The sequence below is a fragment of the Pseudoalteromonas sp. B62 genome, assembly GCF_037162565.1.
GTDB lineage: Bacteria > Pseudomonadota > Gammaproteobacteria > Enterobacterales > Alteromonadaceae > Pseudoalteromonas > Pseudoalteromonas fuliginea.
In genome coordinates, this window is the sequence record NZ_JARLVB010000002.1 from 2,549,253 (window position 1) to 2,576,090 (window position 26,838).

20 protein-coding genes and 4 pseudogenes are annotated in these 26,838 nt (G+C 39.1%); 14 read left to right on the forward strand and 10 right to left on the reverse strand.

Going from position 1 to position 26,838, the window contains the following annotated elements; translation table 11 throughout:
- Nucleotides 1-7 precede the first annotated feature (7 nt).
- Nucleotides 8-2,926, forward strand: a complete 2,919-nt coding sequence (locus tag P4S71_RS16020) for a TonB-dependent receptor plug domain-containing protein (RefSeq protein ID WP_337151636.1) — start codon at nt 8-10, stop codon at nt 2,924-2,926.
- A gap of 104 nt (nt 2,927-3,030) precedes the next feature.
- Here the strand turns inward: P4S71_RS16020 and P4S71_RS16025 are convergent, their stop codons facing one another.
- From P4S71_RS16025 to P4S71_RS16060, 8 genes and pseudogenes are all read right to left on the reverse strand, one after another.
- On the reverse strand, nt 3,031-4,140 hold the full coding sequence (locus tag P4S71_RS16025) for an ISAs1 family transposase (protein WP_337149978.1): 1,110 nt from the start codon (nt 4,138-4,140) through the stop codon (nt 3,031-3,033).
- A gap of 409 nt (nt 4,141-4,549) precedes the next feature.
- Nucleotides 4,550-4,900: an ExbD/TolR family protein gene (locus P4S71_RS16030; protein WP_050482407.1), complete on the reverse strand. Its 351-nt coding sequence runs from the start codon at nt 4,898-4,900 to the stop codon at nt 4,550-4,552.
- A 266-nt stretch (nt 4,901-5,166) separates the two neighbouring features.
- Complete coding sequence (locus P4S71_RS16035) at nt 5,167-5,610, reverse strand: ferritin-like domain-containing protein (protein WP_007375281.1); 444 nt, start codon at nt 5,608-5,610, stop codon at nt 5,167-5,169.
- A 175-nt stretch (nt 5,611-5,785) separates the two neighbouring features.
- Entirely contained in the window at nt 5,786-6,724 is a 939-nt protein-coding gene (locus P4S71_RS16040) for a LysR family transcriptional regulator (protein ID WP_337150994.1), read from the reverse strand.
- A gap of 17 nt (nt 6,725-6,741) precedes the next feature.
- A pseudogene (gene aceK / locus P4S71_RS16045) lies at nt 6,742-8,459 on the reverse strand (bifunctional isocitrate dehydrogenase kinase/phosphatase).
- A gap of 101 nt (nt 8,460-8,560) precedes the next feature.
- A complete protein-coding gene (locus P4S71_RS16050) occupies nt 8,561-9,046 on the reverse strand; it encodes a DUF4124 domain-containing protein (RefSeq protein ID WP_337120521.1) in 486 nt (161 codons plus the stop codon).
- Nucleotides 9,047-9,148: 102 nt separating this feature from the next.
- Nucleotides 9,149-10,644: pseudogene (locus P4S71_RS16055) on the reverse strand (DUF3413 domain-containing protein).
- Between the two features lie 5 nt (nt 10,645-10,649).
- Nucleotides 10,650-10,862 carry a DUF1414 domain-containing protein gene (locus tag P4S71_RS16060; protein ID WP_007375276.1) on the reverse strand — a complete coding sequence of 71 codons (213 nt, stop codon included), beginning with the start codon at nt 10,860-10,862 and terminating at the stop codon, nt 10,650-10,652.
- Between the two features lie 62 nt (nt 10,863-10,924).
- Here P4S71_RS16060 and yejK point away from each other — a divergent pair, with 62 nt between their 5' ends.
- Both yejK and P4S71_RS16070 read left to right on the forward strand, forming a co-directional pair.
- Nucleotides 10,925-11,941, forward strand: a complete 1,017-nt coding sequence (yejK, locus tag P4S71_RS16065; RefSeq protein WP_007375275.1) for a nucleoid-associated protein YejK — start codon at nt 10,925-10,927, stop codon at nt 11,939-11,941.
- A 467-nt stretch (nt 11,942-12,408) separates the two neighbouring features.
- Nucleotides 12,409-12,567 (forward strand): hypothetical protein, encoded by a 159-nt coding sequence (locus P4S71_RS16070; RefSeq protein WP_337150995.1) that lies wholly within the window; start codon nt 12,409-12,411, stop codon nt 12,565-12,567.
- 450 nt (nt 12,568-13,017) lie between these two features.
- On the opposite strand, the gene rne is transcribed toward P4S71_RS16070, so the two are convergent.
- Complete coding sequence (rne, locus tag P4S71_RS16075; RefSeq protein WP_337150996.1) at nt 13,018-16,419, reverse strand: ribonuclease E; 3,402 nt, start codon at nt 16,417-16,419, stop codon at nt 13,018-13,020.
- A gap of 774 nt (nt 16,420-17,193) precedes the next feature.
- Between rne and rluC the strand changes: the two genes are divergently transcribed.
- Both rluC and P4S71_RS16085 read left to right on the forward strand, forming a co-directional pair.
- Complete coding sequence (rluC, locus tag P4S71_RS16080; RefSeq protein WP_002962392.1) at nt 17,194-18,153, forward strand: 23S rRNA pseudouridine(955/2504/2580) synthase RluC; 960 nt, start codon at nt 17,194-17,196, stop codon at nt 18,151-18,153.
- Nucleotides 18,150-18,812, forward strand: coding sequence for an HAD-IA family hydrolase (locus tag P4S71_RS16085; protein ID WP_337150997.1), 663 nt, complete (start codon nt 18,150-18,152; stop codon nt 18,810-18,812). Before rluC ends, P4S71_RS16085 begins: the two co-directional genes overlap by 4 nt.
- A 9-nt stretch (nt 18,813-18,821) precedes the next feature.
- On the opposite strand, the pseudogene P4S71_RS16090 reads toward P4S71_RS16085, so the two are convergent.
- Nucleotides 18,822-19,418, reverse strand: a pseudogene (locus tag P4S71_RS16090) (Maf family protein).
- A 131-nt stretch (nt 19,419-19,549) separates the two neighbouring features.
- On the opposite strand from P4S71_RS16090, the gene yceD reads away from it, so the two are divergent.
- From yceD to mltG, 9 genes and pseudogenes are all read left to right on the forward strand, one after another.
- Complete coding sequence (gene yceD, locus P4S71_RS16095; RefSeq protein WP_007375269.1) at nt 19,550-20,074, forward strand: 23S rRNA accumulation protein YceD; 525 nt, start codon at nt 19,550-19,552, stop codon at nt 20,072-20,074.
- Between the two features lie 9 nt (nt 20,075-20,083).
- On the forward strand, nt 20,084-20,254 hold the full coding sequence (gene rpmF / locus P4S71_RS16100) for a 50S ribosomal protein L32 (RefSeq protein WP_002962381.1): 171 nt from the start codon (nt 20,084-20,086) through the stop codon (nt 20,252-20,254).
- A gap of 12 nt (nt 20,255-20,266) precedes the next feature.
- Complete coding sequence (plsX, locus tag P4S71_RS16105) at nt 20,267-21,307, forward strand: phosphate acyltransferase PlsX (RefSeq protein ID WP_007375268.1); 1,041 nt, start codon at nt 20,267-20,269, stop codon at nt 21,305-21,307.
- Between the two features lie 52 nt (nt 21,308-21,359).
- Nucleotides 21,360-22,286 carry an ACP S-malonyltransferase gene (gene fabD, locus P4S71_RS16110; protein WP_337150998.1) on the forward strand — a complete coding sequence of 309 codons (927 nt, stop codon included), beginning with the start codon at nt 21,360-21,362 and terminating at the stop codon, nt 22,284-22,286.
- Between the two features lie 11 nt (nt 22,287-22,297).
- Complete coding sequence (gene fabG / locus P4S71_RS16115) at nt 22,298-23,044, forward strand: 3-oxoacyl-ACP reductase FabG (RefSeq protein WP_007375266.1); 747 nt, start codon at nt 22,298-22,300, stop codon at nt 23,042-23,044.
- Nucleotides 23,045-23,294: 250 nt separating this feature from the next.
- Nucleotides 23,295-23,531, forward strand: a complete 237-nt coding sequence (acpP, locus tag P4S71_RS16120) for an acyl carrier protein (protein WP_002962377.1) — start codon at nt 23,295-23,297, stop codon at nt 23,529-23,531.
- Nucleotides 23,532-23,747: 216 nt separating this feature from the next.
- The gene (fabF, locus tag P4S71_RS16125; protein WP_096793327.1) at nt 23,748-24,986 is read left to right on the forward strand and encodes a beta-ketoacyl-ACP synthase II; all 1,239 of its coding nucleotides are present in this window, start codon (nt 23,748-23,750) and stop codon (nt 24,984-24,986) included.
- 56 nt (nt 24,987-25,042) lie between these two features.
- Nucleotides 25,043-25,858 (forward strand): aminodeoxychorismate lyase, encoded by an 816-nt coding sequence (gene pabC / locus P4S71_RS16130; RefSeq protein WP_337150999.1) that lies wholly within the window; start codon nt 25,043-25,045, stop codon nt 25,856-25,858.
- Nucleotides 25,852-26,837: pseudogene (mltG, locus tag P4S71_RS16135) on the forward strand (endolytic transglycosylase MltG). Before pabC ends, mltG begins: the two are co-directional and overlap by 7 nt.
- Nucleotide 26,838 lies beyond the last annotated feature (1 nt).

Here is a 26,838-nt window from a genome sequence, read left to right on the forward strand (position 1 = left end):
ATATAAGTTGCGCAGTAACCATACGTATTTATTGGGTGGTTTAAGTGTGCTTGTCCCCGCTATTTTTAGCATCAGTGTACAAGCCGCGACGCAAACCACTGGGCAAATGGTGCAATTTGATATAAAAGCGCAGCGAGCAGACAAAGCCTTAATTGAATTTGCTAAGCAAACAGAGCAAACCGTGGTGTTTTCTTATGAGTTAGCTAAGCAGTATGATGCAAATTCGGTATATGGATTTTATACCCAACTTGATGCTTTACAGGCATTACTAGGTGGAACTGAGCTCGATGCGGTTGTTGATCAAAATGGATTGCTGAGTATAAAATTCAAACAAATCAACAGGAATGATAACAACATGATGAAGCTTTCAGCGGTCAGTGCAGCTATATTACCAGCGTTACTTGCGGCAAATTCGCAAGGTGTGAATGCAGCAGAAGAAGTTGCTCAAGAAAAAATTGAAAAAATTGCTATTGTCGGTAGCCGTGTAGCGGGACGTTCAGTTGAAGATTTACCCGTTCCAGTAGATATTCTAAGTGCAGAAGCGCTTGAAAATACGGGCCAAACAGAAGTTGGCCGTATGTTACAGTCTATTGCCCCTTCATTTAACTTTTCAAGCTCGTCGATTAGTGATGGTACCGATGCATTAAGACCTGCCACGCTTCGTGGTTTAGGTCCAGATCAAACGTTAGTGTTGATCAATGGTAAACGTCGCCACCAAGCAAGTATTATTCATATTAATACATCAGTAGGACGTGGTACTGCGGGTACTGACATGAATGCAATACCTGCGTCAGCTATTAAACGTATTGAAGTTCTGCGTGATGGCGCTGCGGCTCAGTATGGTTCTGATGCAATTGCCGGTGTAATTAATATTGTACTTAAAGATGGTAGTGAAGGCGGTAAAGCGGCTATCAATTATGGTCAATATTCAGAAGGTGATGGCGAAACAGTTAACGTCGATTTTAACAAAGGTTTTGCACTAGGCGATGACGGTTATTTAAATGCAACAATTAACTATCGCGACCGTTCACCTACTAACCGTGCTGGTTTACATGGTTCATGCCAATTTTACGGTTGTACAGAATTAAGTGACGGTACTTTACTGGCTGGCGATCCACGAGAAGTGACCGCAGACAGAGATACATTTAGAATTGGTGATGCCGACTCTCAACAGTTTGGTTTAACAATTAATACAGGTTATGAGTTAGGCGATGGCGAGCTTTATGGCTTTATTACTTATTCAACGCGTGATAACGAATCAGCTGCATTTTTCCGTCACAATGCAAATGCGGGTGGCAACCCAGTACTACAAGATAATGATGCGACGATTCCGCTAGGTTTTTTACCAAAAATCAACACAACGATCGATGATATTTCATATAACTTTGGTTATAAGACACAATTTGATAACGATGCTAGCTTAGACTTATCCTACACTTACGGCGAAAACAGCATTGATTACACGACAAGTGACACAATTAATGCTTCATACGCTAATTTTTTACGTTACGACCAAGGCTTAAGTGCAGCTGATATCCGTACAACTATTCCACGTGAAGCATACGCTTATGGCATGGAGCTCTCACTACAAACAATCAATCTTGATTTCACACAAAACTTTGATGATTATTCTTTAGCAATGGGTGCTGAGATTCGTACTGACGAATACCGTATCCTAGAAGGTAATGAATATGCATACCGAGATTATGATACAAACAACGGCGTAAGTATTTACGATGGGTTAAGTGGTGGTGTAGGCAGTGAAGATGCATCTGGTGGCACACAAGGTTTTGGTGGTTCATCTCCAGCATCGTCGGTTGACGAGTCACGCGATGTTATTTCATTTTATATGGATGCAGAAGCATACTTTATTGAAGATGTTATTATATCTGGCGCACTTCGCTACGATAACTACAAAGGTTTTGGTGATACTGTTAACTTTAAACTAGCGGGTAACTGGTCGGTTACAGATGATATTTCATTACGTGGTGCATTAAGTTCAGGCTTTAGAGCGCCATCTATGCAACAACTATACTTTAACAATATTAGTACGCAGTTCGTGACAGGCCCTAATGGTACATTAGTTGCTGAGGAAGTAGGGACATTTAGAAATGACTCAACACTTGCACAAAGTTTAGGTATTCCAAAACTCAAAGAAGAGAAATCTCAAAACCGTAGTTTAGGTATCGTTTACAACGTGACAGATAACATCAACTTAACAGTTGATTACTACTCAATTGATATTGACGACCGTATTGTTATTAGTAACCGTTTGGGTAAAGGGCTTTCTTCAAGCTTAGATGCGGCCTTAGTTAGCTCAGGTGCAGGCGCTGGTCAGTTTTTCTTAAATGGTGCAGATACAGAAACTCGTGGTATCGATTTTGTTGCAACATGGAATACAGAAGGCTTAGGCGGTACGCTTGATTTTACACTTGCGGCTAACTTTACTGAAACTGATGTTGTATCGTTATTTACGCCATCAGGTTCTGGTTTAGAAACTGTGCCGGTTGAAGATGTATTCTCGGAACAAGAGATTTCAATCATCGAAGAGTGGCAACCAGAGGATCGCATTAATTTAAGCGCGCTTTATCAACGTGATGACTGGACGGTTAATTTATCACTGAATCGTTTTGGTGAATACACCGTAGAGGATGGTGATAGCCAAACTTATTCGGCAGAAATCTTAACGGATGTTAAAGTTAATTACTTCGTAACAGAAGATTTATCTGTGAATATTGGTGCTAATAACCTGTTTGACGTTTACCCAGACAAAAACAAAATTGGTAACTCACGTTCAGGCACAATCGTTGATGCTAACGGTAACACTGTAGTAAGCAGCTCCGGTGTATTTGAATACTCTCGCCGTTCAGCTCCATTTGGTTTTAATGGTGCTTATTACTACATAGGCGCAGAATATCGTTTTTAATAAATAACTCTCCTATTGTTATTTAAAGTTGAAGGGCCGCAAGGCCCTTTTTTGTTACTTTAAGGAGTTATCCCAGGGCAAGAGCATGAAAAAAGTCTATGCGTTCAGTACCTTTTCAAGGTAGGCTGTACTGCGCATAGCTTTTTTCTGTTTTGCGGGCATGCCTTTACTAAAGCTTTTTCTGCTTTTAGCTGATTAAATGCGATGTGTCTCAGCCCCGCAAATACAGGTGCTGCACCTTCGCGCCTAATTCGACACTCATCTTCTTTAAATCCTACATCTAAACGCCAATGTAATCCATTTTCTATTTGCCAATGTTGTCGTGCTCCTCTCGCGAGTTCTTCCGCTGTTAAATTCGCTGAACTAATATAGTATCTATAGCATAACTCATTGCTTAATTTACCTTTTTCTTTTCTATAAGAAACAATAACACCCACTGTTTTTACACCTTCCCAGTGTATCGTTTCTGATAAACCGCTCACGTTATGGCTCACTGCACAGCACCTAAATTCTTCTCTATTTTTTTGATAATCGGCTTCGTTAAACAAGAGCCCATCAGATGCTTGTCGTGCTACCTCAGGTAATAACACATCTTCTATTTGTGACAGTAGCCTTTTATGGTTTGCTTTTACCGCAAGTAAGTAATCGGCTTCTTTACCAACTATTTTTTTTGCAATTGATTTTTGACACCCCATAGCGTCAATCGTTACTAAGCAGCCTTTTATCTCTAATAATTCAAGCAGCTCTGGCAACGCTTTTATTTCATTCGACTTTTTATCAACAGGGCATTGTGCCAAAACAACACCATTTTCGCATGCAAATGCACTGATCATATAAAGCGCATCGCGTCTATCTGACTGATTAAATGAACCTTTCAATCGTTTACCGTCAATAGCAACTACACCGCCTTGAGTTAATTTGGAGCAGGCTTTCATCCAAGAAGAAAAGGAATCTTGGAATTGCGTCATGTCAATACGGCTCATTACACGAGCAATTGTGTCATGGCGAGGGATCCCTTGTTCAAGAAGAACATATTTTCTGAGCCAATCTAGTCTATCATGACCAAAATCTTCAATCTCTTCCCAGCCCTGACAGCCTGAAACAACAGCGCTAACAGCTAAGAATATGATATCAAATAGTTTATGAACAACTTTACCTTGTTGGCGAGGGTCGTCGATTGATTCGAAATATTTAAATAGCTGAATGTTAGACATGGGGATGCTCCTTAAAAAAGGAGTATAAGATCATACTTTTAAGTCAAGGTAAAGTTCGTGATCTTGCCCTGGGAGTTATCCTATATCTAATACCAACCTGCATAAATCTTTGATCAATTTAACGAATTAAATTGCACTATAACGTCGTTAAAAATTTTTTATTTAGAACAACTAAATACAAAAATTTTTGCCTAGTTCTAGCGTAATTTTCTTAACGTTAAATAGACCCATATATAAGCAGATTGGTATAATACCCATCCGCAATAATACTTGATCAATTTGAGGGCTTAAACCTGTCGCTAACTGTGTTAAAAATTTCTGATATGGAACAACTAAACAACGAAATTTTTACCTGGTTATCGACACGATTTTCTTATCGTTAAATAGACCACATTTAATCCGCTTAGTATTATTTCGAGATTAAAGAAATGGAGTAGTTTTCATACTCTTTAATATTATTCATCACGTTCATTAGGGTGTTGTGATTACTGTTTTCGTCAGCTTTTATCAATACTGAACTTATTTCATATTTTGCGGCAAACATTGCTAGGTTAGTCGACACTTGCTCTAAGTCAATCAACCTACCTGAGAAATAAACCCCATTACTTTCATCTATACTAAATAAAGCATTTTTAACCGGTTTATCTATTTGAGGGCTATCGAGCGGACGATTTAACTCAATGGCCACAGGTTTAACAAATGAAGTAGTAACAATAAAGAAAATGAGTAGTATAAATACAATGTCTAACATTGGAGTCATATCTACATCAGCATTATTTTGCAGTTGAGCTAGTTTTTTTCATATTGGGACCTTATTTATAATTTAAAGCTGCGGCGCCACAGCAAGATTTCAGGATCCTATTAATAAAACTAGCACAGCTAAAATAAAATGTAGTTAATTAAATATTCTAATAATATTAAATATTTGTATAAATTATGTCGTTATATGTAAAATAAAATAAATGAATACTTTAAGACAATAAAAAACCCAGCGCTATGGCTGGGTGCTTGGCGTCAAAATCAAGTTTAATGGTTTTTCATGCGACTCATTTCTGCATGGCAACTCTGCATTGTTAGTAGTGTTTTAGCCAAAGCAGCTTCACAGTCAGCAGGTTGTGGTTTATCCATCGCGGCTTTAATTTCTTCAAGGGTTTTATCCTCAACTTCCTCTAGCTCCTTCACATAGGTGCTGTCGTTGTGTGAGCTAAATGTTGTAAGCAGTCCAGTGTATGCACGGCGTGCTTCAATAGCGAACGAAGAGCCATCTTCGCGTTCCCCTTTTTCATTAATAGCATAGGGCTGCAAGCGCTCAACACTTACTTTACGTGCATCGATCATGCGCTGGAAAAGAGCGCCAATTGCAGGGTCTTCAATTTTTTCTAGGGCTTTTTCATAAAAGTCGATGCCACTGTTCATTACTTGAATGATGTCTGTAATATGATTTACTTCTGATCCTTGATGGGTGTTCATAATGACCTCTTTAATTAAATGAATATAAACTTCAATCTAATAAAAGCAAAGGTCATTCCATAATGCCTTTCATGTATAAGTATTTGATATTAATTGCTTTGTTATTTATTTTTAAATTGCTAGGTTAATTTTTTCTATTAGCCTAGCAATTTTTACAAGGTATTATGTAATAAAGCTACTTTAGTTCCTCGGCAACTTCAGCTACTTTTTGGCGCAACCAAATATGACTCGCATCTCGGTGTAGCAGTGGACTCCAAATCATATCAAGTTCAAAAGGAGGAATAGGAAAAGGAGGTTCTAGTATTTTAAGTCCTGGATCGTCGACATAAATATTAGCGGCTTTAGATGGTAGAGTGGCAATAAGGTTTTTCTCTTTTGCTAAATGAATCGCTACATGGTAATTACGCGTAAATGTAGCGATATTACGATGTTTACCAAAGTGAGCGAGGGCTTCGTCAACCCACCCTAGCTTTTGCACATCTTTAGGGTCCATGCCTACACCTACACCAAAACCTGTTTTACTTACCCATATATGGCGTGCTTTTAAATAGCTGTCGAGGCTAAAGTTTTCAATTATAGGATTATCGGCTTTTACTAAGCAGCAAAAACTATCTTTCCAAATACGTTTATAATGAAAAGACTGAGGTAAGTTTTCAAAACGGTTGATTGCCATATCTACTTTACCGTTTTCTACATCATGAAAGGTGACATCACTTGGTGTGAGTATATCTAAAGTAGTATCGGGGGCTTCTTCGTGCAATTTACTTAAAAGCTTTGGTGCTAATGTACTTGCAGCGTAATCACTGGCCATTATTCTAAACACACGTTTACTTTGGCTTGCCTCAAATTCTCGATTAGGTGCTAGAGTTTCTTCGAGAGTCATTAATATGCCACGTATAACAGGTTGTAACTCCAAAGCACGCTCAGTTGGGACCATACCATCGCTGGTACGAACTAAAATAGGATCGTTAAATAGGTTACGAAGACGTTTAAGGCCATTACTCATTGCAGGTTGTGTAATACTCAACTGGTTTGCAGCGCGTGTTACGTTGCATTCTCGTAGTAGTGTGTCGAGGTAAACCAGTAAATTTAAATCTATTTTACTTATATTCATTGTGTGTCCTTTAGCGCCTACCAATGGTGAATAAAGCGCTGTGCTGTCGGGTATGGGTAAATATGACTCACATGCCCATTTTTTATGTTTTGCTGTGCTTGCTTCCAAAAACTAACATCAACTAATTCGGGATGTGTACTTAATAAAAACTGTTTATAAGTTGGGTTAGGTGTAACAAAAGTACATAACTGCTCCGGGAAAACATCTTGTGGAGCGACAGAGTAACTTTGTTCACTCATTAAATAGTCATCGTAATTTTTAGCTTTAGGTAATTCTCTAAAGTTCATATCTGTAAGGTATTGTACTTCGTCGTAATCATAAAAAATAATACGTTTATGCTTACTTACCCCAAAGTTTTTTAATAGCATATCACCAGGGAATATATTAACGGCAATCATTTCTTTAAGTGCTTGGCCGTACTCCTCTATTGCATCTGCTGCACTTTCGTCATCAGCGTTTTCTAAAAACAGATTTAGTGGTGTCATGCGCCGTTCAATGTAAAGGTGTTTTATAATCAACCAATCGCCTTCAATTATCATAGAGGAGCCAATTGTTTTATGTAATTGCTCAAGCAAATTACTATCAAAACGAGCCAAAGGAAATACGACATTAGAATACTCTATAGTGTCAGCCATACGCCCAACGCGATCGTGACTCTTTACGAGCTGATAGCGCTTTAAAACGGTGTTGCGACCAAATGGTTTGCTTTCACCAAACTTATCTTTAATGACTTTAAATACATAACCAAAAGAGGGGAGGGTAAATACCATCATCACCATGCCCGGTGTACCAGGTGCAATTGTAAACTCATCACTTGAATGCGTTAAATGACTTAAAAACTCGCGGTAAAATTCAGTTTTGCCTTGTTTATGAAAACCGATCGCGTTGTATAGCTCTGCAATTGTTTTGTTTGGCATTAGCTGATTTAAAAACCTTACCAACGCTGAAGGTGCATGAGTTTCCACCATAAAATAAGCACGCGCAAAGCCAAAAATAACACGCATTTGTGATGATTTAGTGAGCAAGGCGTCTAAGTATAAGCCTTTATCTTTATGATGTAGTACTGCAATAATAAAAGGTTGCACACCGCTTTGAGAAACTACACGGCCAACAATATACGCCGCTTTGTTACGATAAAATGCAGTATGTAATATATCAAAGCGCATTTGCCAAGGTTGGTGGTGAGTATCGGGGCTTGTTTGTAAAATGCTTTAACAAGCAAGCGTATATCTCGTTCTAAATCTACAAATGGGGCTTTAAAATCAAAGTGATTGATAATACGTTTTATCGTAGGCTTTAAACCATCAACTACCGGGAAATAACTTCTATACTCGGATTCAACCGGTACAGATGGCGCGTCTTTTAATGTGGCTTGTACAAATATAAAGTCATTATGAAAGTAACGTCTATGGTAAAGACGGCAAAATACAGAGTTATAGAATGTTTCGGCAAGCTCTGCTTGTGGATGAAAGCATAAAAAGTGTTGATATATTTTTTTTACTGCAAGCCAAAGAGATTCATCAAGGGTATCTGTAGGATGTTCTATTTTTAAAAATTGTGTCGTTTCGTTAACACGATCATCATAATAGCTAATACGTAAACGGCTTATATCGTTAATTGCTTGCCAATCTTTATTAGCAAAAGCGAGAGGAGCCTTTGCCGTGGTTTTTTGAAATAGCTTATAGTGCTTTTTAAAGCCAGTTAAAATTAGTTCAGCAATACGATGTGGCTGCATAAGCATTCCTTATTATACGTTAGAGTTTATACTCTATTGTGTTAAGGGTATGTTATTTTAAGTTTAAAACCAAGCTAAATTACGAACACGCTCATAATGCTTTATGAGCGTTTTATTTGTATATTAATATTTTTTTCTAGTTCTTTAATTTTTTTAGCAATAGCAGATACTTCTTTTTTATATTCTTTATTAATTCGTTTAATGTTCTTGGTAATATCTTTAGTTATTCTATTTTTCTCATCGTCGGCTAAAATATGGTTAAGGCGCTGTTGTTGCTTGTATTCAGCTCGCTCTTTTTCACGATCGAGTATCGTTAATTTATGGTTGTTACTGCGAAGTTCAGCTTGTAACCCAGCCAAAAGCCTTTCTCGCTCAAGATCGTTTAGTTGTTTTCTATAATCAACTTCAGGGCCATTTTGCAGTATGTTTGTGGTATTTACTTTGTATGTAGTTGCGCGATGATCGCAAGGAAACTGAGAAAAAACAGTCTCTTTTTCTGTCACGCATTTGTAGTAAGTCGTGGCGTTATTATAAAAGCAGATAAAGATGCAAAGTGAATAAAATAAGTAACTAACAAGTTTAATCATAGCAGGGCATCCATGAATTTATTTTGCGTTGCTAAAAACGCAGTTCCAAAATAAAAACTATAACCTAGCTTGACGTTATAGCAAGCTAGGTCAGGATTACAGTTATTGAGTGAAAGTTTTTAACTTCTTAATGCTTTGTACTAAAAATGGAATATCTAAACCTTGCTCAATAGAGAACCCTTCAGCGGCAGAGATGTTTTTAAAATTCCCATCAGAGTCTATTAATGTGATCCTATCTTTTTTGTATGCTATGACTACACCTTGGGAGTAATTAACACCCATATTGTCTTTTTTCTTGTATAAGTTAACACCTAACATTGTTTGTTTGGCAATCGCTTTACAATTTAAGTACTGACCGACACTAGTCGCAATTAAATCACTTGGTTGAATTAAGCCTTCAATTTTTGAGATTCTTTTATCTGAGCTGTATAAGGTTGATGTACTTACCACTTCTTGAGTATCATTTACTAAGCTAAAAGCAAATATTTGCGTTGCGTTATCGCGTGGGGATACAACTTTTGAACCGCTAATAACTCTAATCGCACTGTTAGTGTGAGCTTGGTCATTAATAAAACTCAGCTCGTTAATACCACTTACTTCAATACTGCGACGTTGGCTCTGCCATGCGGGAAGAGTGTGCTCTTCAATTATCGCAACTTTATAAAAGGCAGGTAAACCGTATACCAAACTAAATAGCATGTCGCTATGATTAGTTGGCTGTAAAAATTGCTCTGTTTTATGTAGACCTTTATTTTCTGAAATAAAGTCGGCTAATTGTTGGTCGGTTTCAAAAACAAAAATGTCGATATTAGCCTGAGTGTAATCTTCACATTTCTCAAGAGGAGTTGGTATTTGGTAGTTAATATTTTGGTTATTAATTTTAACGCTATGAGCTTGTTTATATGTTTCGATATCTAGTAAATCATTTTTAGCTAACAAACTTTTAGCTGTTGTAGGATATGAAAGTGGTAAAACATTATCTTGCTTTGTTACATCAAATTTTAAGTTAGCATCTGCCCAAATATGAATGCTGTGGCTAAGCGCAAAACATATAACTAAAAATGAGCTTGCGTAACGTGCAAATTTAAACTGTTTTAGACGCGCTAAATGCCGCCATGTAAGATTACTGGCAACGAGTTGAAAACCTAAGATTAGCAGAACAATACCGCCGGCAAAAAGAGTTGTTAAAGCAGGCGAACTTGTTAATCGATGCCACAGCAGTGAGATGATTTCAGGCAAAGCGGAAGTGCTTAAATGATAGCCCAAATTAACATACACATAAGCATCAAGAGTAAGCAGTGATGCGCCAAACGTAGCAATTACAGCAGCCATTCCACGAATGTGCCTAGGATAGGGAAAATCAAACTAAGCGGAAATACCGTCAGCACAAATGCTAAAAAGGCAATAAAACTAGTGTGGCTAAGCCATGTCACTAGCATATAAGTTATGCCCATAAAGCTAGTTGGTGGCGAATCGGCAAATAAATAGCTTAAGCTAATAAATAGCGCTAAGCCGATGTTGGCAAAGGTGAACCAATGCCCCCAGCTTAATAACTGACTCGCTTTTGATGAAAACTGATTGTGCTGCGATAAGTTCATAGAGTTTATTTAACCGACTGTGACAATGCTTTTGCAAAGTTCTCAGTTACGGCTTGTCTTTTCCCTGTTGGTACATGCTCTTTTAAGATATGCGTGATAGAATTTCCTAAACACATAAGGCTTAAATCAACCGGTGCATTATGTTTAGTTAGCACATCAATAAGCTGATCGACGATTTGTTCTACTTCTTCATTAGAGTATTTTGATAAGATTGGCATCAGTTGGTTCAATAAAATAGTTATATTCCCGTATTTTAACACTAGAGGCGTGAAAAACAAAGATGACAACAGACGTTAAAAAATTAGTCGTTCATTATGTAGACAAAAAAGACGACGATACGCAAATTCACCTTCGAAATGATGAAATGATCATCAACGATAAAGTGGCCGTGTTCATTGAGCAGTTACATCATGCGTACAACGGTAAACCTGGTAAAGGTTATTGTGCTTTCAGTGGAGATAAAAACAGTATTGTAGCATCAGCAATGCAAAGTTACCGTAATGATGAGTTGGGCTTTTGGCATATGACAGAGCAAGCTTCAACAGTCTTAAAAGAAGAGCTTGATAAGTATGCTTTTAGTGAAACAGGTTATTTAGTATTTTGTCATTATCAGTATGTTGCTACCGATTACATGTTAATTGCGATGATTAACATCAAAGAACATTATTCAATGACTTCAGAGCTTGATTTAGCAGCTTCTCGCCATTTAGATATATCGCGTATGCAACTCGCTGCTCGTATCGATTTAACAGCGTGGGATACACAAGCTGACGACAACCGTTATATTTCATTTATCAAAGGACGAGCTGGACGTAAAGTTGCTGACTTTTTCTTAGACTTTTTAGGTTGTGAAGAGGGTATTGATTCAAAACAGCAAAGCCAAGTAATGCTTAGTGCAGTAGAGGATTATTTATCAGAGCAACAGTTTGATAAATCAGAAAAAGACGACTTACGTAAACAAGTATTTGATTACTGTAATGATTGCGTAACTACAGGCGAAGATGCCAGCGTAAGCGAGCTTTCAGCAACGCTCACTAAAGGCGATGACAGCCCGTTCGACAGTTTTTGTAAAGAACAAAGCTATGACTTAGAAGAAACCTTCCCTGTAGATAAAAAAACGGTAACCAGTATGGTTAAGTTTTCAGGTCTAGGTGGTGGCGTAAGTGTAAGTTTTGAGCGTAAACATTTAGGTGAGCGCGTTACTTATAATGAAGCGACTGATACCTTAGTGATTAAAGGTATTCCGCCAAATTTAAAAGATCAGTTACAACGTTTTATGGAACAAGAGCAAGAATAAACGTTACATAAATAATGTTTTAGCTTTATTGAAAACGCGGCAAGTAGACCGCGTTTTTTTTATGAGAAAACTTATTTTTAAACCTAGGGCGTGTTGATCTTTGGAGGGTGAATTTACAGCAGACTGTTTGGTTTTTAGGCAAGGCAGAGCCTATGTAGTGTATTCCCCATAAATAGGCGATAACGCAGCATAAATACCAAACATGCGCTGTCCTTTGGGTTCCTTCTAGGAACGATCAACTCTTCGTTGCTCGGTTTTTACTTATTCTTACATGGATGTAAGCCACTAGGGTAACGCAGGAGCAGTTACCGAACAAACCTCGCGCTGCGATTTAATCGCTCCTAGATTGAACAAATTTCAATCCACAAAGATCAACACGCCCTAATAGTTAAAATGTAGATGCAGATCATTCTCACGTTAGTAGCGTAGTTTCCTAAAGCTTTAAATAGTGAATTAAAAAAGGTGAGGTGAGTTTTAATGTATTGCAATACATTAAAAAGGTACTGCTAGTTAATAATTTTGGTAAAAACGTTATTTTTAAACGCCAGCATACAGGTTATGGATTTAACGTTTGGTGCTTATCTGTAGACGTAGAGCTTGCTCACGTTAGAAGCGTAGCTTCTTAAAGCTTTAAATAGTGAATTAAAAAAGGTGAGGTGAGTTTTAATGTATTGCAATGCATTAAAAAGGTACTGCTAGTTAACAATTTTGGTAAAAACGTCGTTTTTAAACGCCAGCAAGCTGTGTGTCTACAGGTTATGGATTTAACGTTTGGTGTTTACTTGTAGAGCTTGCTCACGTTAGAAGCGCAGCTTCTCAAAGCTTTAAATGGTGAATTAAAAAAGGTGAGGTGAGTCTTAATGTATTGCAATGCATTAAAAAGGTACTGCTAGTTAATAATTTTGGTAAAAACGTCGTTTTTAAACGCCAGCAAGCTGTGCGTCTACAGGTTATGGATTTAACGTTTGGTGTTTACTTGTAGGGCTTGATCACGTTAGAAGCGCTTTACATAGCACTTAAAGCAAAAAAGCCCCGCTATTGAGTACATAGCGGGGCTTTTTAATGAGCGTTAGTTACTAATCAGCACTCATTGTTTTAGTCATTGCAGAGCTTGCACGACCAGCAGGTTTGATTGAGCCTGCACGTAAGCCACTGTCGGGTACTAGTTCACGTTTGTCGTGAGCCATTGCAACAGAGATATGTTTTACTTCGCTATCAGCTACAGGAGTAGGTTGTGCCATTGGCGCACTTGCAGATCCTTGTGAAACGACGGTTTTAACATGCTGTACTGATTTTTCAACTTTAGCTGGTTGCTCAGTCACTACAGGTGCTTCAACTTTAGCTGGTTGCTCAGTCACTACAGGTGCTTCAACTTTAGCTGGTTGCTCAGTCACTACAGGTGCTTCAACTTTAGCTGGTTGCTCAGTCACTACAGGTGCTTCAACTTTAGCTGGTTGCTCAGTCACTACAGGTGCTTCAACTTTAGCTGGTTGCTCAGTCACTACAGGTGCTTCAACTTTAGCTGGTTGCTCAGTCACTACAGGCGCTTCAACTTTAGCTGGTTGCTCAGTCACTACAGGCGCTTCAACTTTAGCTGGTTGCTCAGTCACTACAGGCGCTTCAACTTTAGCGGGTTGCTCAGTCACTACAGGTGCTTTAACTTTAGTGGGTTGCTCAGTCACTACAGGTGCTTCAACTTTAGCGGGTTGCTCAGTCACAACAGGCGCTTCAACTTTAGCGGGTTGCTCAGTCACTGCAGGTGCTTCAACTTTAGCGGGTTGCTCAGTCACTACAGGCGCTTCAATTTTAGCTGGTTGCTCAGTCACTACAGGCGCTTCAACTTTAGTTGGTTGCTCAGTCACTACAGGTGCTTCAACTTCAGCTGATTCTTTAACCGCTTCAACTTTAGCCAAGTCTTCTACAGCAAGTGCTTGTTCAACTTTTTCAGAAGCATCAACAGCGGTTTCTTGCGATTTAGCTTTAAGTTCAGCTTCATACTCAGCTGCAGCTTGATCTGCTACTGGTACAAATGCAGGTGTTTCGTCTGATTTGTTTTCAGAACCTTCACCTTCTGGTCGGCGGCGACGTTGACCAGATGCACGAAGATGACGAGGAGAGCGGCGTGAACGTGTACGTGTTTGCTCTTGTTCTTCATCAGATGCAGATGTTTCATCGTTAGAATCAACAACGTCAACTTTCTCTTCTTTAATATGCGCTGTTTTTTCTGCTGGAGCTTGCGTTTGCTTTTCTACAGTAGGCGTAACTTGCTCTTTAACTTGTGGTTTTTCATCACTTACCACAGTTTGTTCTGTTATTTTATCTACTGTTTTTGCTTGTTCAGCATTTTCGTCTTGTAAACGTACTTTTTTACGTAAATTACGTCGTTGACGGCGAACTTTAGGCTTCTGCTCTTTAGGCTCTGCAGCTTGTGCTGGTTTAGAATCAGTTTCTACTTCCGCCTTTGCAGGGGCTTCAGTTTTAACTTGATCTTTTTCTTGGTTTTTATGCTCTGGGCGCTTACGAGAGTTAGGATTACGACGACGCTTGTTGCGATTTTCGTTTCTTTCTTGGTTCTCGTTAGTTACTGGTGAATCAGTTTTAGCTTCATCTTGATCAGTATTGCTGCGTTCAGCACGAGGCTTAGTTCGAGGGTTATTTCGACGACGTTGATTGTTATTTCGACGGCGGTTATCGTTACCTCTGCGGTTATTGCGTGCTTCTTCTTGCTGCTTTTCAGCGGCTTCTTTTTTCTCTTCTACCGTTTCAGTAGCAAATAACGACTTAAACCACTTAGTGATTGCTGTAAATAAGCCACCATTAGCTTTAGTCTCTTTGGTCACTGGCTTAGCTGTTTGTGCAGGCGCTGCTTGTGGAGCTGGTGTAGAAGGCATTACTACACCTTTTAGCATTGGCTCTTCACGTACTGGTGTACTTGGAGATTTAGACATCTCAAATACTTCAGGCTCAGGCGCAATAACTTGTCCGTAACTTACCGTTTCAAGTGTTTCGTCTTTACGTAAACGCATAACTTCGTAATGTGGTGTTTCCATATGTTGATTAGGAATAATCACTACATCACATTTATGATGTTTTTCAATACGATGAACACTACGTCGTTGCTCATTTAACAAATAAGCGGCAACAGCAACAGGCACTTGTGCATTTACTTGTGTCGTATTGTCTTTTATTGCTTCTTCTTCAATTAAACGAAGAATAGAAAGTGCGATTGATTCGTTAGAACGAATAGTCCCTTGTCCGCTACAGCGAGGGCATGGGCCTTGGCTTGCTTCACCTAATGAAGGACGCAAGCGCTGACGCGACATTTCAAGTAAACCAAAGCGTGAGATTTTACCAATTTGAACACGAGCACGATCTGGGCGAGCAGCATCTTTTAAGCGATTTTCTACTTCACGTTGATGACGTGGAGGGGTCATATCGATAAAGTCGATTACAATCAAACCACCTAGGTCACGAAGACGTAACTGACGTGCAATTTCATCAGCAGCTTCCAAGTTAGTATTTAGTGCTGTTTCCTCAATATCACCGCCTTTTGTTGCTTTAGACGAGTTAATATCGATAGATGTTAATGCTTCAGTAGGGTCAATAACTATTGAACCACCAGACGGAAGACGCACTTCACGCTGAAACGCTGACTCGATTTGGCTTTCAATTTGATAATGTGTAAATAATGGCGTATCGCCTTGATAAAGCTTAACGCGGCTCATGAAATCAGGGCGAAAACGCTCAATGTGCGCTTTAGCTTCTTCAAAAACACGTGGTTTATCAATTAATATCTCACCAATGTCGCGACGTAAATAATCGCGAATGGCGCGAAATATTACGTTACTTTCTTGGTGTATTAAAAAAGGCGCTTTAGCACTGTCGGCTGCTTGGCCAATAGCCTCCCAGTGTACTAATAATGCTTTTAAATCGTAGTTTAGTTCTTCAAATGACTTACCAACACCAGCAGTACGAACAATTAAGCCCATACCTTTAGGTAATTCTAAACGACCTAGTGCTTCTTTAAGTTCAGTGCGCTCATCACCTTCAATACGGCGAGAAATGCCACCGGCACGAGGATTGTTAGGCATTAGAACTAAGTAACTACCAGCAACGCTGATAAAAGTAGTTAACGCTGCGCCTTTTTGGCCTCGTTCTTCTTTATCAACTTGTACTATTACTTCTTGACCTTCTTTGATTACGTCGCGAATATTCGGACGACCATGAAAAGTGTAACCTGCAGGGAAGTAAGTACGGGCTATTTCTTTTAAAGGGAGGAAACCATGGCGATCAGCACCGTATTCAACAAATGCTGCTTCAAGAGATGGTTCAATGCGGGTTATTTTGCCTTTATAAATATTGGCTTTTTTCTGTTCGTGACCTGGGCTTTCTATATCTAAATCATATAGGCGCTGGCCATCAACCAGTGCTACGCGCATTTCTTCTTGCTGCGTTGCATTGATTAGCATACGTTTCATATTGTTACTCTACTTATTTATGTCGCTGACATGACGATGTTTTTATCGCCTGTTCAGTTGTTCCTATTTTTAGAATGTGCAGCCTCACGACTGGGTCTTTAACGGAACGGCTCTGTATTTTCGTACGCAGTATTTTAAATGCTGGCAAACAATAACGTGTATTACCGTTATTAAATTCTAAATGGTGTTAAAACAGTCGGCTTTTCAGCTACGTTTACATGTTTTACCCAGAAGTTGGCCTGTCATATCAATCTTACTAAATGTCATTCATATTAGGTGCGTAGGGCTCATTAAGTTGGTGAGTAATACATATTTATGTATCACTAATATCCATTTTAAGAGCAAAAGTTGCTACCAATGTTAATGAACGCTTATTTATTAGATTTTTTTAGTTCTAAATAAGCTGCTGTACGGTACTACAATAATTGAGCAAATGCTGAACGACGTGTTTTTACGTCGTCACTATCAGACAAATTATCTGTTCATTGCTTTCTCAATCGCATTAAAAACCACTTCATGTTCAAACTTAACCAGCAATATATTACGCGCATTGCCGTTAATTGATCGCACGTGTTGACTAGGTATGTATAAAAGCTTTGGAAAACTTAACTCGGATCTGTATGATCGGCTACCCAGAATGTGCATCACGAATGTTTTAATGTGTTAAAAAGCACCGTTGTTATTTGCAAATACTAAATATTTGCGCTGCTGATTATCCCACTATTATTACAGTGTTAGCAACTAAATTATTTTACTTAAATTAGTGATTAGGCAATGTCAGAAAAAAACGACTTACAAGTAACTTATGTCACGATCAATGAAGACCATTTAGGTCAGCGTATTGATAACTTTCTTATTACCCATTTAAAAGGGGTGCCTAAAAGCGCTATTTATAAACTTTTGCGCAAAGGTGAGGTACGCGTTAATAAAAAGCGTATTAAGCCTGTATATAAACTACAGCTTGACGATGTGCTTCGTATTGCACCTATCAGGGTTGCTGAGCGTGAAGAGTTTGTACCATCAAAACTAGATAAAGTAACTCGCCTTGAAAACGATATCTTATTTGAAGATAAATACCTTATCGTTATAAATAAACCTTCAGGCATGGCTGTTCATGGTGGCAGTGGTTTAAGTTATGGTTTAATTGAAGCTTTGCGCGCGCTTCGCCCAGAGGAGCGCAGTCTTGAGCTAGTTCACAGGCTTGACCGTGATACATCGGGTTGTTTACTTATAGCAAAACGTCGTTCGGTGTTAACAGCATTGCATGAACAGCTTCGTGAAAAAACAATGGAAAAAAATTATTGGGCACTAGTTGAAGGGCAGTGGGACTCTAAAACTAAAAATGTAACCGAAGGGCTGCGTAAAAATACGCTTAAATCGGGTGAACGCGTAGTACGTGTAGATAACACTGAGGGCAAGCCTTCGCATACGCGTTTTAAAGTACTTGAACGTTTTAATGATTGCTCGCTTGTACAAGCTTCGCCTGTTACAGGTCGTACACACCAAATTCGTGTGCATACGCAGTGTAAAGGTCATCCAATAGCGTGTGATGATAAATACGGCGATCAAGGGTTTGATGAATCTATGCGTAAAGTTGGCTTAAACCGATTGTTTTTACACGCACATGATTTAAGTTTTTATCATCCTAAAAACGAAACAACGATGCGTATTGAAGCGCCCCTTGATAAAACGCTTAAAAATACATTACTAAAATTACGAGACGCAAAACAGTGATTGCAGTGACGCCAATTAAAAAATATAAGCTCGTCATTTTTGATTGGGATGGCACCGTTATGGATTCAGTCACTAAAATAGTTAACTGTATTCGTAGTAGTGCTGAGTCACTTAATTTAGTGTCACCAAGTGATTTAGCAATTAAAAATATTATTGGTATGTCGCTTGAGAAAGCAATTGATGTTTTATTTCCTGATGATACCGCGCAGCATCAAGCGCTAATTAAAGGGTATAAACACCAATATAGTGTTGATACCACGCCAACTCCTGTATTTGCTAATGTTGTCAGCGTTTTAACTGCTTTAAAAAAGCAAGGCATTGTTTTAGCTGTTGCCACAGGTAAAGGTCGAGATGGATTAGAGCGCTTGCTTGTTCAAAGCCAACTTAGACATTTTTTTAGTGCGACACGTACAAGCGATGACGCACTGTCTAAACCGTCTGCGGATATGCTGTATCAATTACTTGAAGAACTTGGCATAAGCGCTCAAGATGCCGTAATGATTGGTGACACTCAAATAGACATGACAATGGCAAAAGCTGCAGGCATGGATAGAATTGGTGTAACCATGGGGGTGCACAACGCACAGCAATTAAATGAGCTTAATCCGGTTGCAACGGTAGATAACTATCTGCAGCTGCAACAGGTTTTGCTTGGCTAATTTATTTAACTAGAACTTGTTTTGAGCGGTAAGTACATCAATACCAAACTCAGCCAGTAATTGGCTGAGTTTAATTAGTGGCAACCCAATTAAGCTATTAGGATCGTCTCCGCTTAACTTTTCAAATAAACAAATACCTAACCCTTCACTTTTAAAACTGCCAGCACAGTTATATGGCTGTTCTGCGTCGCAATAAGCACTAATTTGTGCATCACTGAGTGTTTTAAACGTCACATTAAACGGTTCTACGCAGGTTTTTTTGTTCCAGTTACAATATCGTAAACACAAAGCCCAGTTAAAAATGTTACAGTATTACCGCTAAATAAATTTAGTTGTTTTACGGCATTTTTTATTGTGTGGTTTACCTAAAATTTGATTATTAAACACAGCTACTTGGTCTGATCCAATAGCTAACCCTTTGTTAAAGTGTTTATTAGCTGCAGAGGCTTTTAATTCACTTAAACGCTTAACCAGTTCGGTAGGTGTTTCGCATTCAAGTGCTGACTCGTCAACGTCTGGTGAAAATGTATCAAATGGTAAATTAAATTTTTGTAATAAAGACTGCCTAAAAGGCGAGCTTGACGCTAAAATAAGTGGGTGCTTCACGGACTGTTTCCCTAAGATAATTCAGATTGAGTTAGGATAAATCAGATCCGAGAGTAAAACACGTTAAAAACCAAGTAAAAATGGTTTTTTACTTTGACTAACAAACTAACTATCTATATGATGCAGCCCCTATGCAAAAGGTGAAAATTCCCATCACTCTTCATCCAGGCAAAGCAGCGCAGCACCGTTTAAAGTATGACGGAATTGTACCGCTTGAAAAACTTACTCGTTTAGAGAAAGTTGTGCAGGAAGAAGTAGGTGAAATAGCGGTAAAAATACATTGCAAGAATGATGATCAAGGTTTCGCTGTGATTAGAGGCAATTTGTCCACACACGTTACTGTCATTTGTCAACGTTGTAATGGTGATTTAGGGTTGGATTTGGTTCAAGACTTTGCATATTCACCAGTAGGTGAAGATACAGAGTTAGATATTTTTCCAGAAGACTACGATGAAGTAGCGCTTGATGAAAATGGTGAAGTTAACGTTTTTGATTTAATTGAAGACGAACTAATTTTAGCAATTCCATTAGTAGCTACCCACAACGAAGCTTCATGCAGTTATTCAGCAAAGCCTGCCAGCTTTGGTGTTTTAAAGGCGGAAGATGATAAACCTAATCCATTTGATATTTTGAAACAACTTAAGAAAGATTCTTAGGAGAAGACTATGGCTGTACAAAAAAGCAAAAAGTCTCGTGCAAGACGCGGCATGCGCCGTTCACACGATGCGATCAGTGGTCCAACTTTAACTGTAGATCAAACATCTGGTGAGACTCATCGTCGTCACCATGTGACTGCAGATGGTTACTACAAAGGCGTTCAAGTAATTTCTAAATAAGAGATTACTTATATGCTGAATGATCTAACCATAGCGTTAGATATGATGGGGGGCGATTACGGCCCCCGTTCATCTATTCCTGCTGCCGTTCACGCAGTAAACGCTCATGCCAATTTAACTCTCATTTTATGTGGCAATGAAGACGTTATATCTAAAGAACTCGAATCCCTCGATTCCTTACCTCATCCTAGACTCATAATTCGTCACTGTAGTGAAATAGTCACTAATGCTTGTGAACCTGCAATTGCTGTGCGTTCAAAAAAAGATTCATCTATGCGTGTTGCCCTTGATTTAGTTAAGTCAGGCGAAGCTCAAGCGTGTGTTAGTTCAGGTAATACTGGTGCGCTATTTTTTATGGCTCACTATGTGCTAAAAATGCTGCCAGGTGTAAAACGTGCTGCACTCATTTCATCCGTTCCTACAGAGCTTAAAAACCCAGTATATTTACTCGACTTAGGTGCTAATGTGCATTGTGATGCGCAAATGCTGTATCAGTTTGGCATTATGGGCTCTGTAGTTGCTGGCCAAGCACTTGGCTGCGATAACCCTCGCGTTAGCTTATTAAATATTGGCGCTGAGGATATTAAAGGTCACGATGATATTAAACAGGCTGCACAATTAATGCAGCAAAGCCCACATATTAATTACATTGGTTATAGCGAAGGAAGCGATATTTTTTCTGGCAAGGCTGATGTTATTGTATGCGAAGGTTTTGTGGGTAACGTTGCACTTAAAACATGCGAAGGCATTGCCAAGCTTATTATGAATAAGTTTACAGTTGCGCTCGAAAAGCACCTTTTATATAAATGTATGGCGTTTATATTGCGTCCAATAATAAAAAAACTCTATAAAAGGGTGAACCCCGACCAGTATAACGGTGCTTCTCTGGTAGGATTGCGCGGTATTGTCGTTAAAAGTCATGGAAATGCGTCAGCTAAAGCATTTCAAGCAGCAATTGATGAAGCGGTAAAGGAGGTTGAACGTCAACTTCCTGATAAAATAGCCGCTATTTTCGAAAAAACACATTCTAAAGACACGGCGGTTAATCAATAATTGATGTGCCGTGTATTTCATTATTTATTTGTTTAATTAAAAAGAGCAAAGTATGGCACAAAAAATTGCACTTCTATTCCCAGGTCAAGGCTCGCAAAGCGTTGGTATGTTACAAGGGCTACTAGAGAGTTCTGACATTGTTAAAGCAACATTTGCAGAAGCATCAGATGCATTGGGTTACGACTTAGCAGAGCTAGTTCTTAATGGCCCAGAAGAAAAATTAAATCAAACTCATCGTACACAACCTGCATTATTAACTGCAAGTGTTGCTATTTATCGTGATTGGCTTGCAGCAAACCCAGATGCCGACGTTGTTATGGCCGGTCACAGCTTAGGTGAATATTCAGCACTAGTGTGTAGCGACGTACTAAGCTTGAGTGAAGCTGTTAAGCTTGTTGAAAACCGTGGTTTATATATGCAAGAAGCTGTGCCTGCAGGCGTAGGTTCAATGGCTGCGATTATTGGCTTAGGCGATGAAGAAATAAAAGTGGCGTGTTCTGCCTCAGCGCAAGGTGAGGTTGTATCTCCAGTTAACTACAATTCTCCTGGTCAAGTTGTTATTGCAGGGCATAAAGCGGCAGTAGATAGAGCATCACAAGCATGTAAAGATGCTGGTGCTAAACGCGCATTACCACTTTCGGTTAGCGTACCTTCACATTGTGAACTAATGAAGCCAGCAGCGGATAAGCTAGCGGTAGACTTAGCCGCTTTAACATTTAATACACCTAAGTGTGATGTAATTAATAATGTTGATGTAAAAGCTGAATCGACCGCTGATGAAATTAAAGATGCACTAGTACGTCAACTATACAGCCCAGTTCGCTGGACAGAAACAGTACAAGCCTTGGTTGCGCAAGATGTAACACAAAGCTACGAATTTGGTCCTGGTAAAGTATTAACAGGACTTGCTAAACGAATTGATAGAGCAATGATCTGTGGCTCAGTAAACGATGCCGCTTCAATCGCTGCAGCTAAATAAGAGTATATAAAATGTCTAATTTATTTTCATTAGAGGGCAAAATTGTCCTAATTACTGGCGCTAGCCGTGGTATTGGTAAAGCAATTGCAACAACATTAGTTGCGCAAGGTGCAAAAGTTGCAGGCACTGCTACAAGCGAGTCAGGCGCTGCTAAAATCAGTGAGTACCTGGGTGATAGTGGTAAAGGTTATGCATTAAATGTAACGGATCCTGCATCTATTGAAGCGACACTTGCCGCAATAAAAGCTGATTTTGGCGATATTGACGTACTTGTTAATAACGCAGGTATCACACGTGATAACCTATTAATGCGTATGAAAGAGACTGAGTGGGACGATATAATCGACACTAACTTAAGCTCGATTTTCCGTTTATCTAAAGCGGTACTTCGTCCAATGATGAAGAAAAAGAAAGGCCGTATTATCAATATTGGCTCAGTAGTAGGCACTATGGGTAATGCAGGGCAAGCTAACTATGCGGCGGCTAAAGCGGGCGTAATTGGTTTTTCTAAGTCACTTGCGCGCGAAGTTGCATCTCGTGGTATTACAGTTAACGTAGTGGCACCTGGTTTTATTCAAACTGATATGACTGATGATTTAACTGATGAGCAAAAAGCAGCAACGCTTGCCAATGTTCCAGCAGGGCGTTTAGGTCAACCAGACGAAATTGCTGCTGCAGTGTGTTATTTAGCATCTGACGCAGCTGCGTATGTATCAGGCGAAACTTTGCATGTAAATGGTGCGATGTACATGGTTTAGTAGTCATAATATCGGCCAAATAATAAAATTAAGTTAAGTTAGTTAACTCAAAAACATTGAATTATTTGTGAACTTGCTTTAAACATACTTGAAATTGCTGTGAAAATAAGCGATAAAAGATAAAACTTACACTCAGAGGTTTGACCAGACAATTATTTATGGCCAAATCATTGAATCAGAGAATTATGCGGCGTAAACTACGCCGCAATCTGAAAATAACGCATTGGCGTTTTTAATAAAGGAAAGAAGAATGAGCGATATCCAAGAACGCGTAAAGAAAATCATCATTGAACAACTAGGTGTTAAAGAAGAAGAAGTTAAAAATGAATCTTCTTTCGTAGATGACTTAGGTGCAGATTCTCTTGATACTGTAGAACTAGTAATGGCTCTTGAAGAAGAGTTTGATACTGAGATCCCAGATGAAGAAGCTGAAAAGATCACTACAGTTCAAACTGCAATCGATTACGTTACAGCTCACGCTGAGTAATTAATCGCAAATTAAGGGCAGCATTCGCTGCCCTTAATCTATATATCCAAACCACCTCAAAGTTCGTGATTCAAAAAGAAACCTTAACTCCCAATCTTAACTAAAAATTATTTTTGCTAGTGTTATGCGTTTTTAATCTATTTTGGGACTAGCACTTTGAGGTAGCTTGGGTATGATCATCCACCTTATAAAAATATCCCTTATTGGAGGCAAACCGTGGCTAAACGTCGAGTCGTCGTAACTGGCTTAGGAATGTTGACGCCGCTAGGTAATGATGTTCAATCAACCTGGCAAGGCTTATTAGATGGTAAAAGTGGTATTCAAACAATAACCCACTTTGATACATCAAAATTTGGTACAAAGTTCGCTGGTTTAATTAATGACTTTGATGCATCGGCTTATATGTCACCAAAAGATGCAAAAAAAATGGATTTATTTATCCAGTACGGCATTGCAGCGGGTGTTCAAGCTTTTGAAGATTCTGGCCTCGAGATAACAGAGCAAAATGCAACACGTATAGGTGTGGCTGTAGGTTCGGGTATTGGTGGTTTAACGCTTATCGAAGAAAACCACATTAAACTATTAAATAGTGGTCCGCGTAAGTTATCGCCATTTTATGTGCCATCTACCATTATTAATATGATTTCAGGTCATTTATCAATAATGCATGGGCTTCGTGGCCCAAATATTTCTATTGTAACGGCTTGTACAACAGGTTTGCACAACATAGGCCATGCTGCGCGTATGATTGCTTATGGCGATGCTGATGCAATGGTTGCCGGTGGCGCCGAAAAAGCCTGTACACCAATTGGTATGGGTGGCTTTAATGCTGCACGTGCACTATCAACCCGCAATGACGATCCACAAGCGGCTTCTCGCCCTTGGGATAAAGACCGCGATGGTTTTGTGCTTTCTGACGGCGCAGGTGTTGTTGTAGTTGAAGAGTACGAACATGCTAAAGCACGTGGTGCTAAAATTTATGCTGAGCTTGTAGGCTTTGGCATGAGTGGCGACGCGTACCATATGACATCACCACCAGAAGACGGTGCAGGCGCTGCCCTTGCAATGCAAAATGCACTAAATGATGCGCAAGTGAACGCTGAGCAAATTGGTTACATTAATGCACACGGCACATCAACGCATGCTGGTGATAAAGCCGAAACTGCCGCTGTTAAATCTATTTTTGGTAATGCAGCTAAAGATGTAATGGTCGGTTCGTCTAAATCAATGATGGGTCACTTATTAGGTGCTGCGGGTTCTGTTGAATCAATCGTTTCGATTTTATCGTTAACGGATCAAAAAGTATCGCCAACTATTAACCTTGATAACCCAGACGAAGGGTGTGACTTAGATTATATTGCGCACACTGCACGTGATGCAAAGCTAGACTTTGCACTGTGTAACTCGTTCGGTTTTGGTGGTACTAATGGCTCGTTGCTGTTTAAAAAGGTATAATCTTTTTAACAACGAATCAAATTATAAGAGCTCAGTTGTTTAACTGGGCTTTTTTTATGCCAAATAAAATGCAAACAATAATAGCAGTAGATCAAAACAGCACTTTAAGCACGCGTGACAGAGGCTTAAATTACGGTGACGGCTTTTTTACAACGGCTAAAGTTGTTGATGGGCAAGTACAGTATTGGGCTCACCATAAAGCGCGTTTGATTGAATGTGCTCAGCGTTTGGGTTTTCCTGAGCTAGATTTTAATAGCCTTGAAAATCAAATTGCTTTGCATATAAAAGCAGCATCACTCAACGTGCTTAAAATACTTGTAACGCGAGGCGAAGGCGGACGTGGTTATGGGCTGCCGAGTGAGTGTAATGTTACTATTTTATTGAGTGTATTAGATTACCCTAGTAATTACAGTGCGCTTACTAAAAAGGGTGTAAATCTCGAAATAAGCCCAATTAAATTAGCTGCACAACCTTATTTAGCGGGTCTTAAAACACTAAACCGGCTTGAGCAAGTACTAGTTAAAAAAGCAATGCAAACGCAAAACTGCGACGATGTGTTAGTGCTTGATTACAATAACAATGTAATTGAAGCTTCATCAGCTAATATTTTTGCGATTAAAAATAAGTGTGTGTTTACGCCATTGCTTGATGAGTGCGGAATAAAGGGCGTTTACCTACAATCGTTATGTGCTAAATTACCAGTTGAATTTAAACGCGTGAAAGTAGAAGACCTAATCCAAGCAGACGCCGTATTTGTGTGTAATAGCTTAATGGGAGCAGTACCCGTAAAACGTATTGAACAACAGGTATTTAATACAGACGACAGCCACGCATTATTAACTAAATTATTAGCCAAGGAGGCTGAGTGTTAAAAGTTATTTTATCGGTACTCTTTTTAGCTGTTATAACCACTGCTGTTGGTTACCAGCAATTACAAGCAACAATAAATAGCCCGTTAAAGTTAGCTCAAAACACACAATTTGAAGTTAAGCATGGCACTGGCTTTAATAAGTTATGCCATCAATGGCAAGCTAATACCTGGGTCGAAAGTTGCTGGCGCTATCAGGTAATTGCCAAATTAGATCCCACACTCACCGACTTAAAAGCGGGGCTTTACGAGCTAACAGCCGATAGTGTTATCAGTAATATAAAAAAATTAATCAAGGCCAGCAAGTCAGTTTTAGTTTTACCATTATTGAAGGGCAAAACTTACGTGAAGTACTAAGTGCTATTAAAAAAGCCGATAATTTACAAAACGATTTAAAAAGTGATGAACTAAGTACTCAAATACTGGGTAATGACACGCACTTAGAAGGCTGGTTATTCCCCGACACTTACCACTATCATAATAACGATACTGCAAGCAGTGTATTAAAACGTGCAGCACAAAAAATGCAGCAAACATTAGATGATGCTTGGCAGCAGCGCGCTGCTAATCTACCCTATAAAACAGCATACGAAGCACTAATAATGGCTTCAATTATTGAAAAAGAAACAGGCCTTGCCAGCGAACGTCCGTTAATTGCATCAGCGTTTGTTAATCGATTAAACACCAATATGCGCCTGCAAACCGATCCCACCGTAATATACGGGCTAGGCGCTGATTTTGATGGTGATATTAAACGTAAAGATTTGCGCGATTATACGCCTTACAATACGTATCGTATTAATGGTTTACCGCCAACACCTATAGCAATGCCATCAAAAGCCGCTATTTTAGCTGCAGTTAATCCGCCGCAAAGTGAATACGTTTACTTTGTCGCAAAAGGCGATGGTAGCCACCAGTTTTCAACCACGTTAAAACAGCATAACGCGGCAGTTAAAACGTATATATTAAATAAAAAGAATTAAT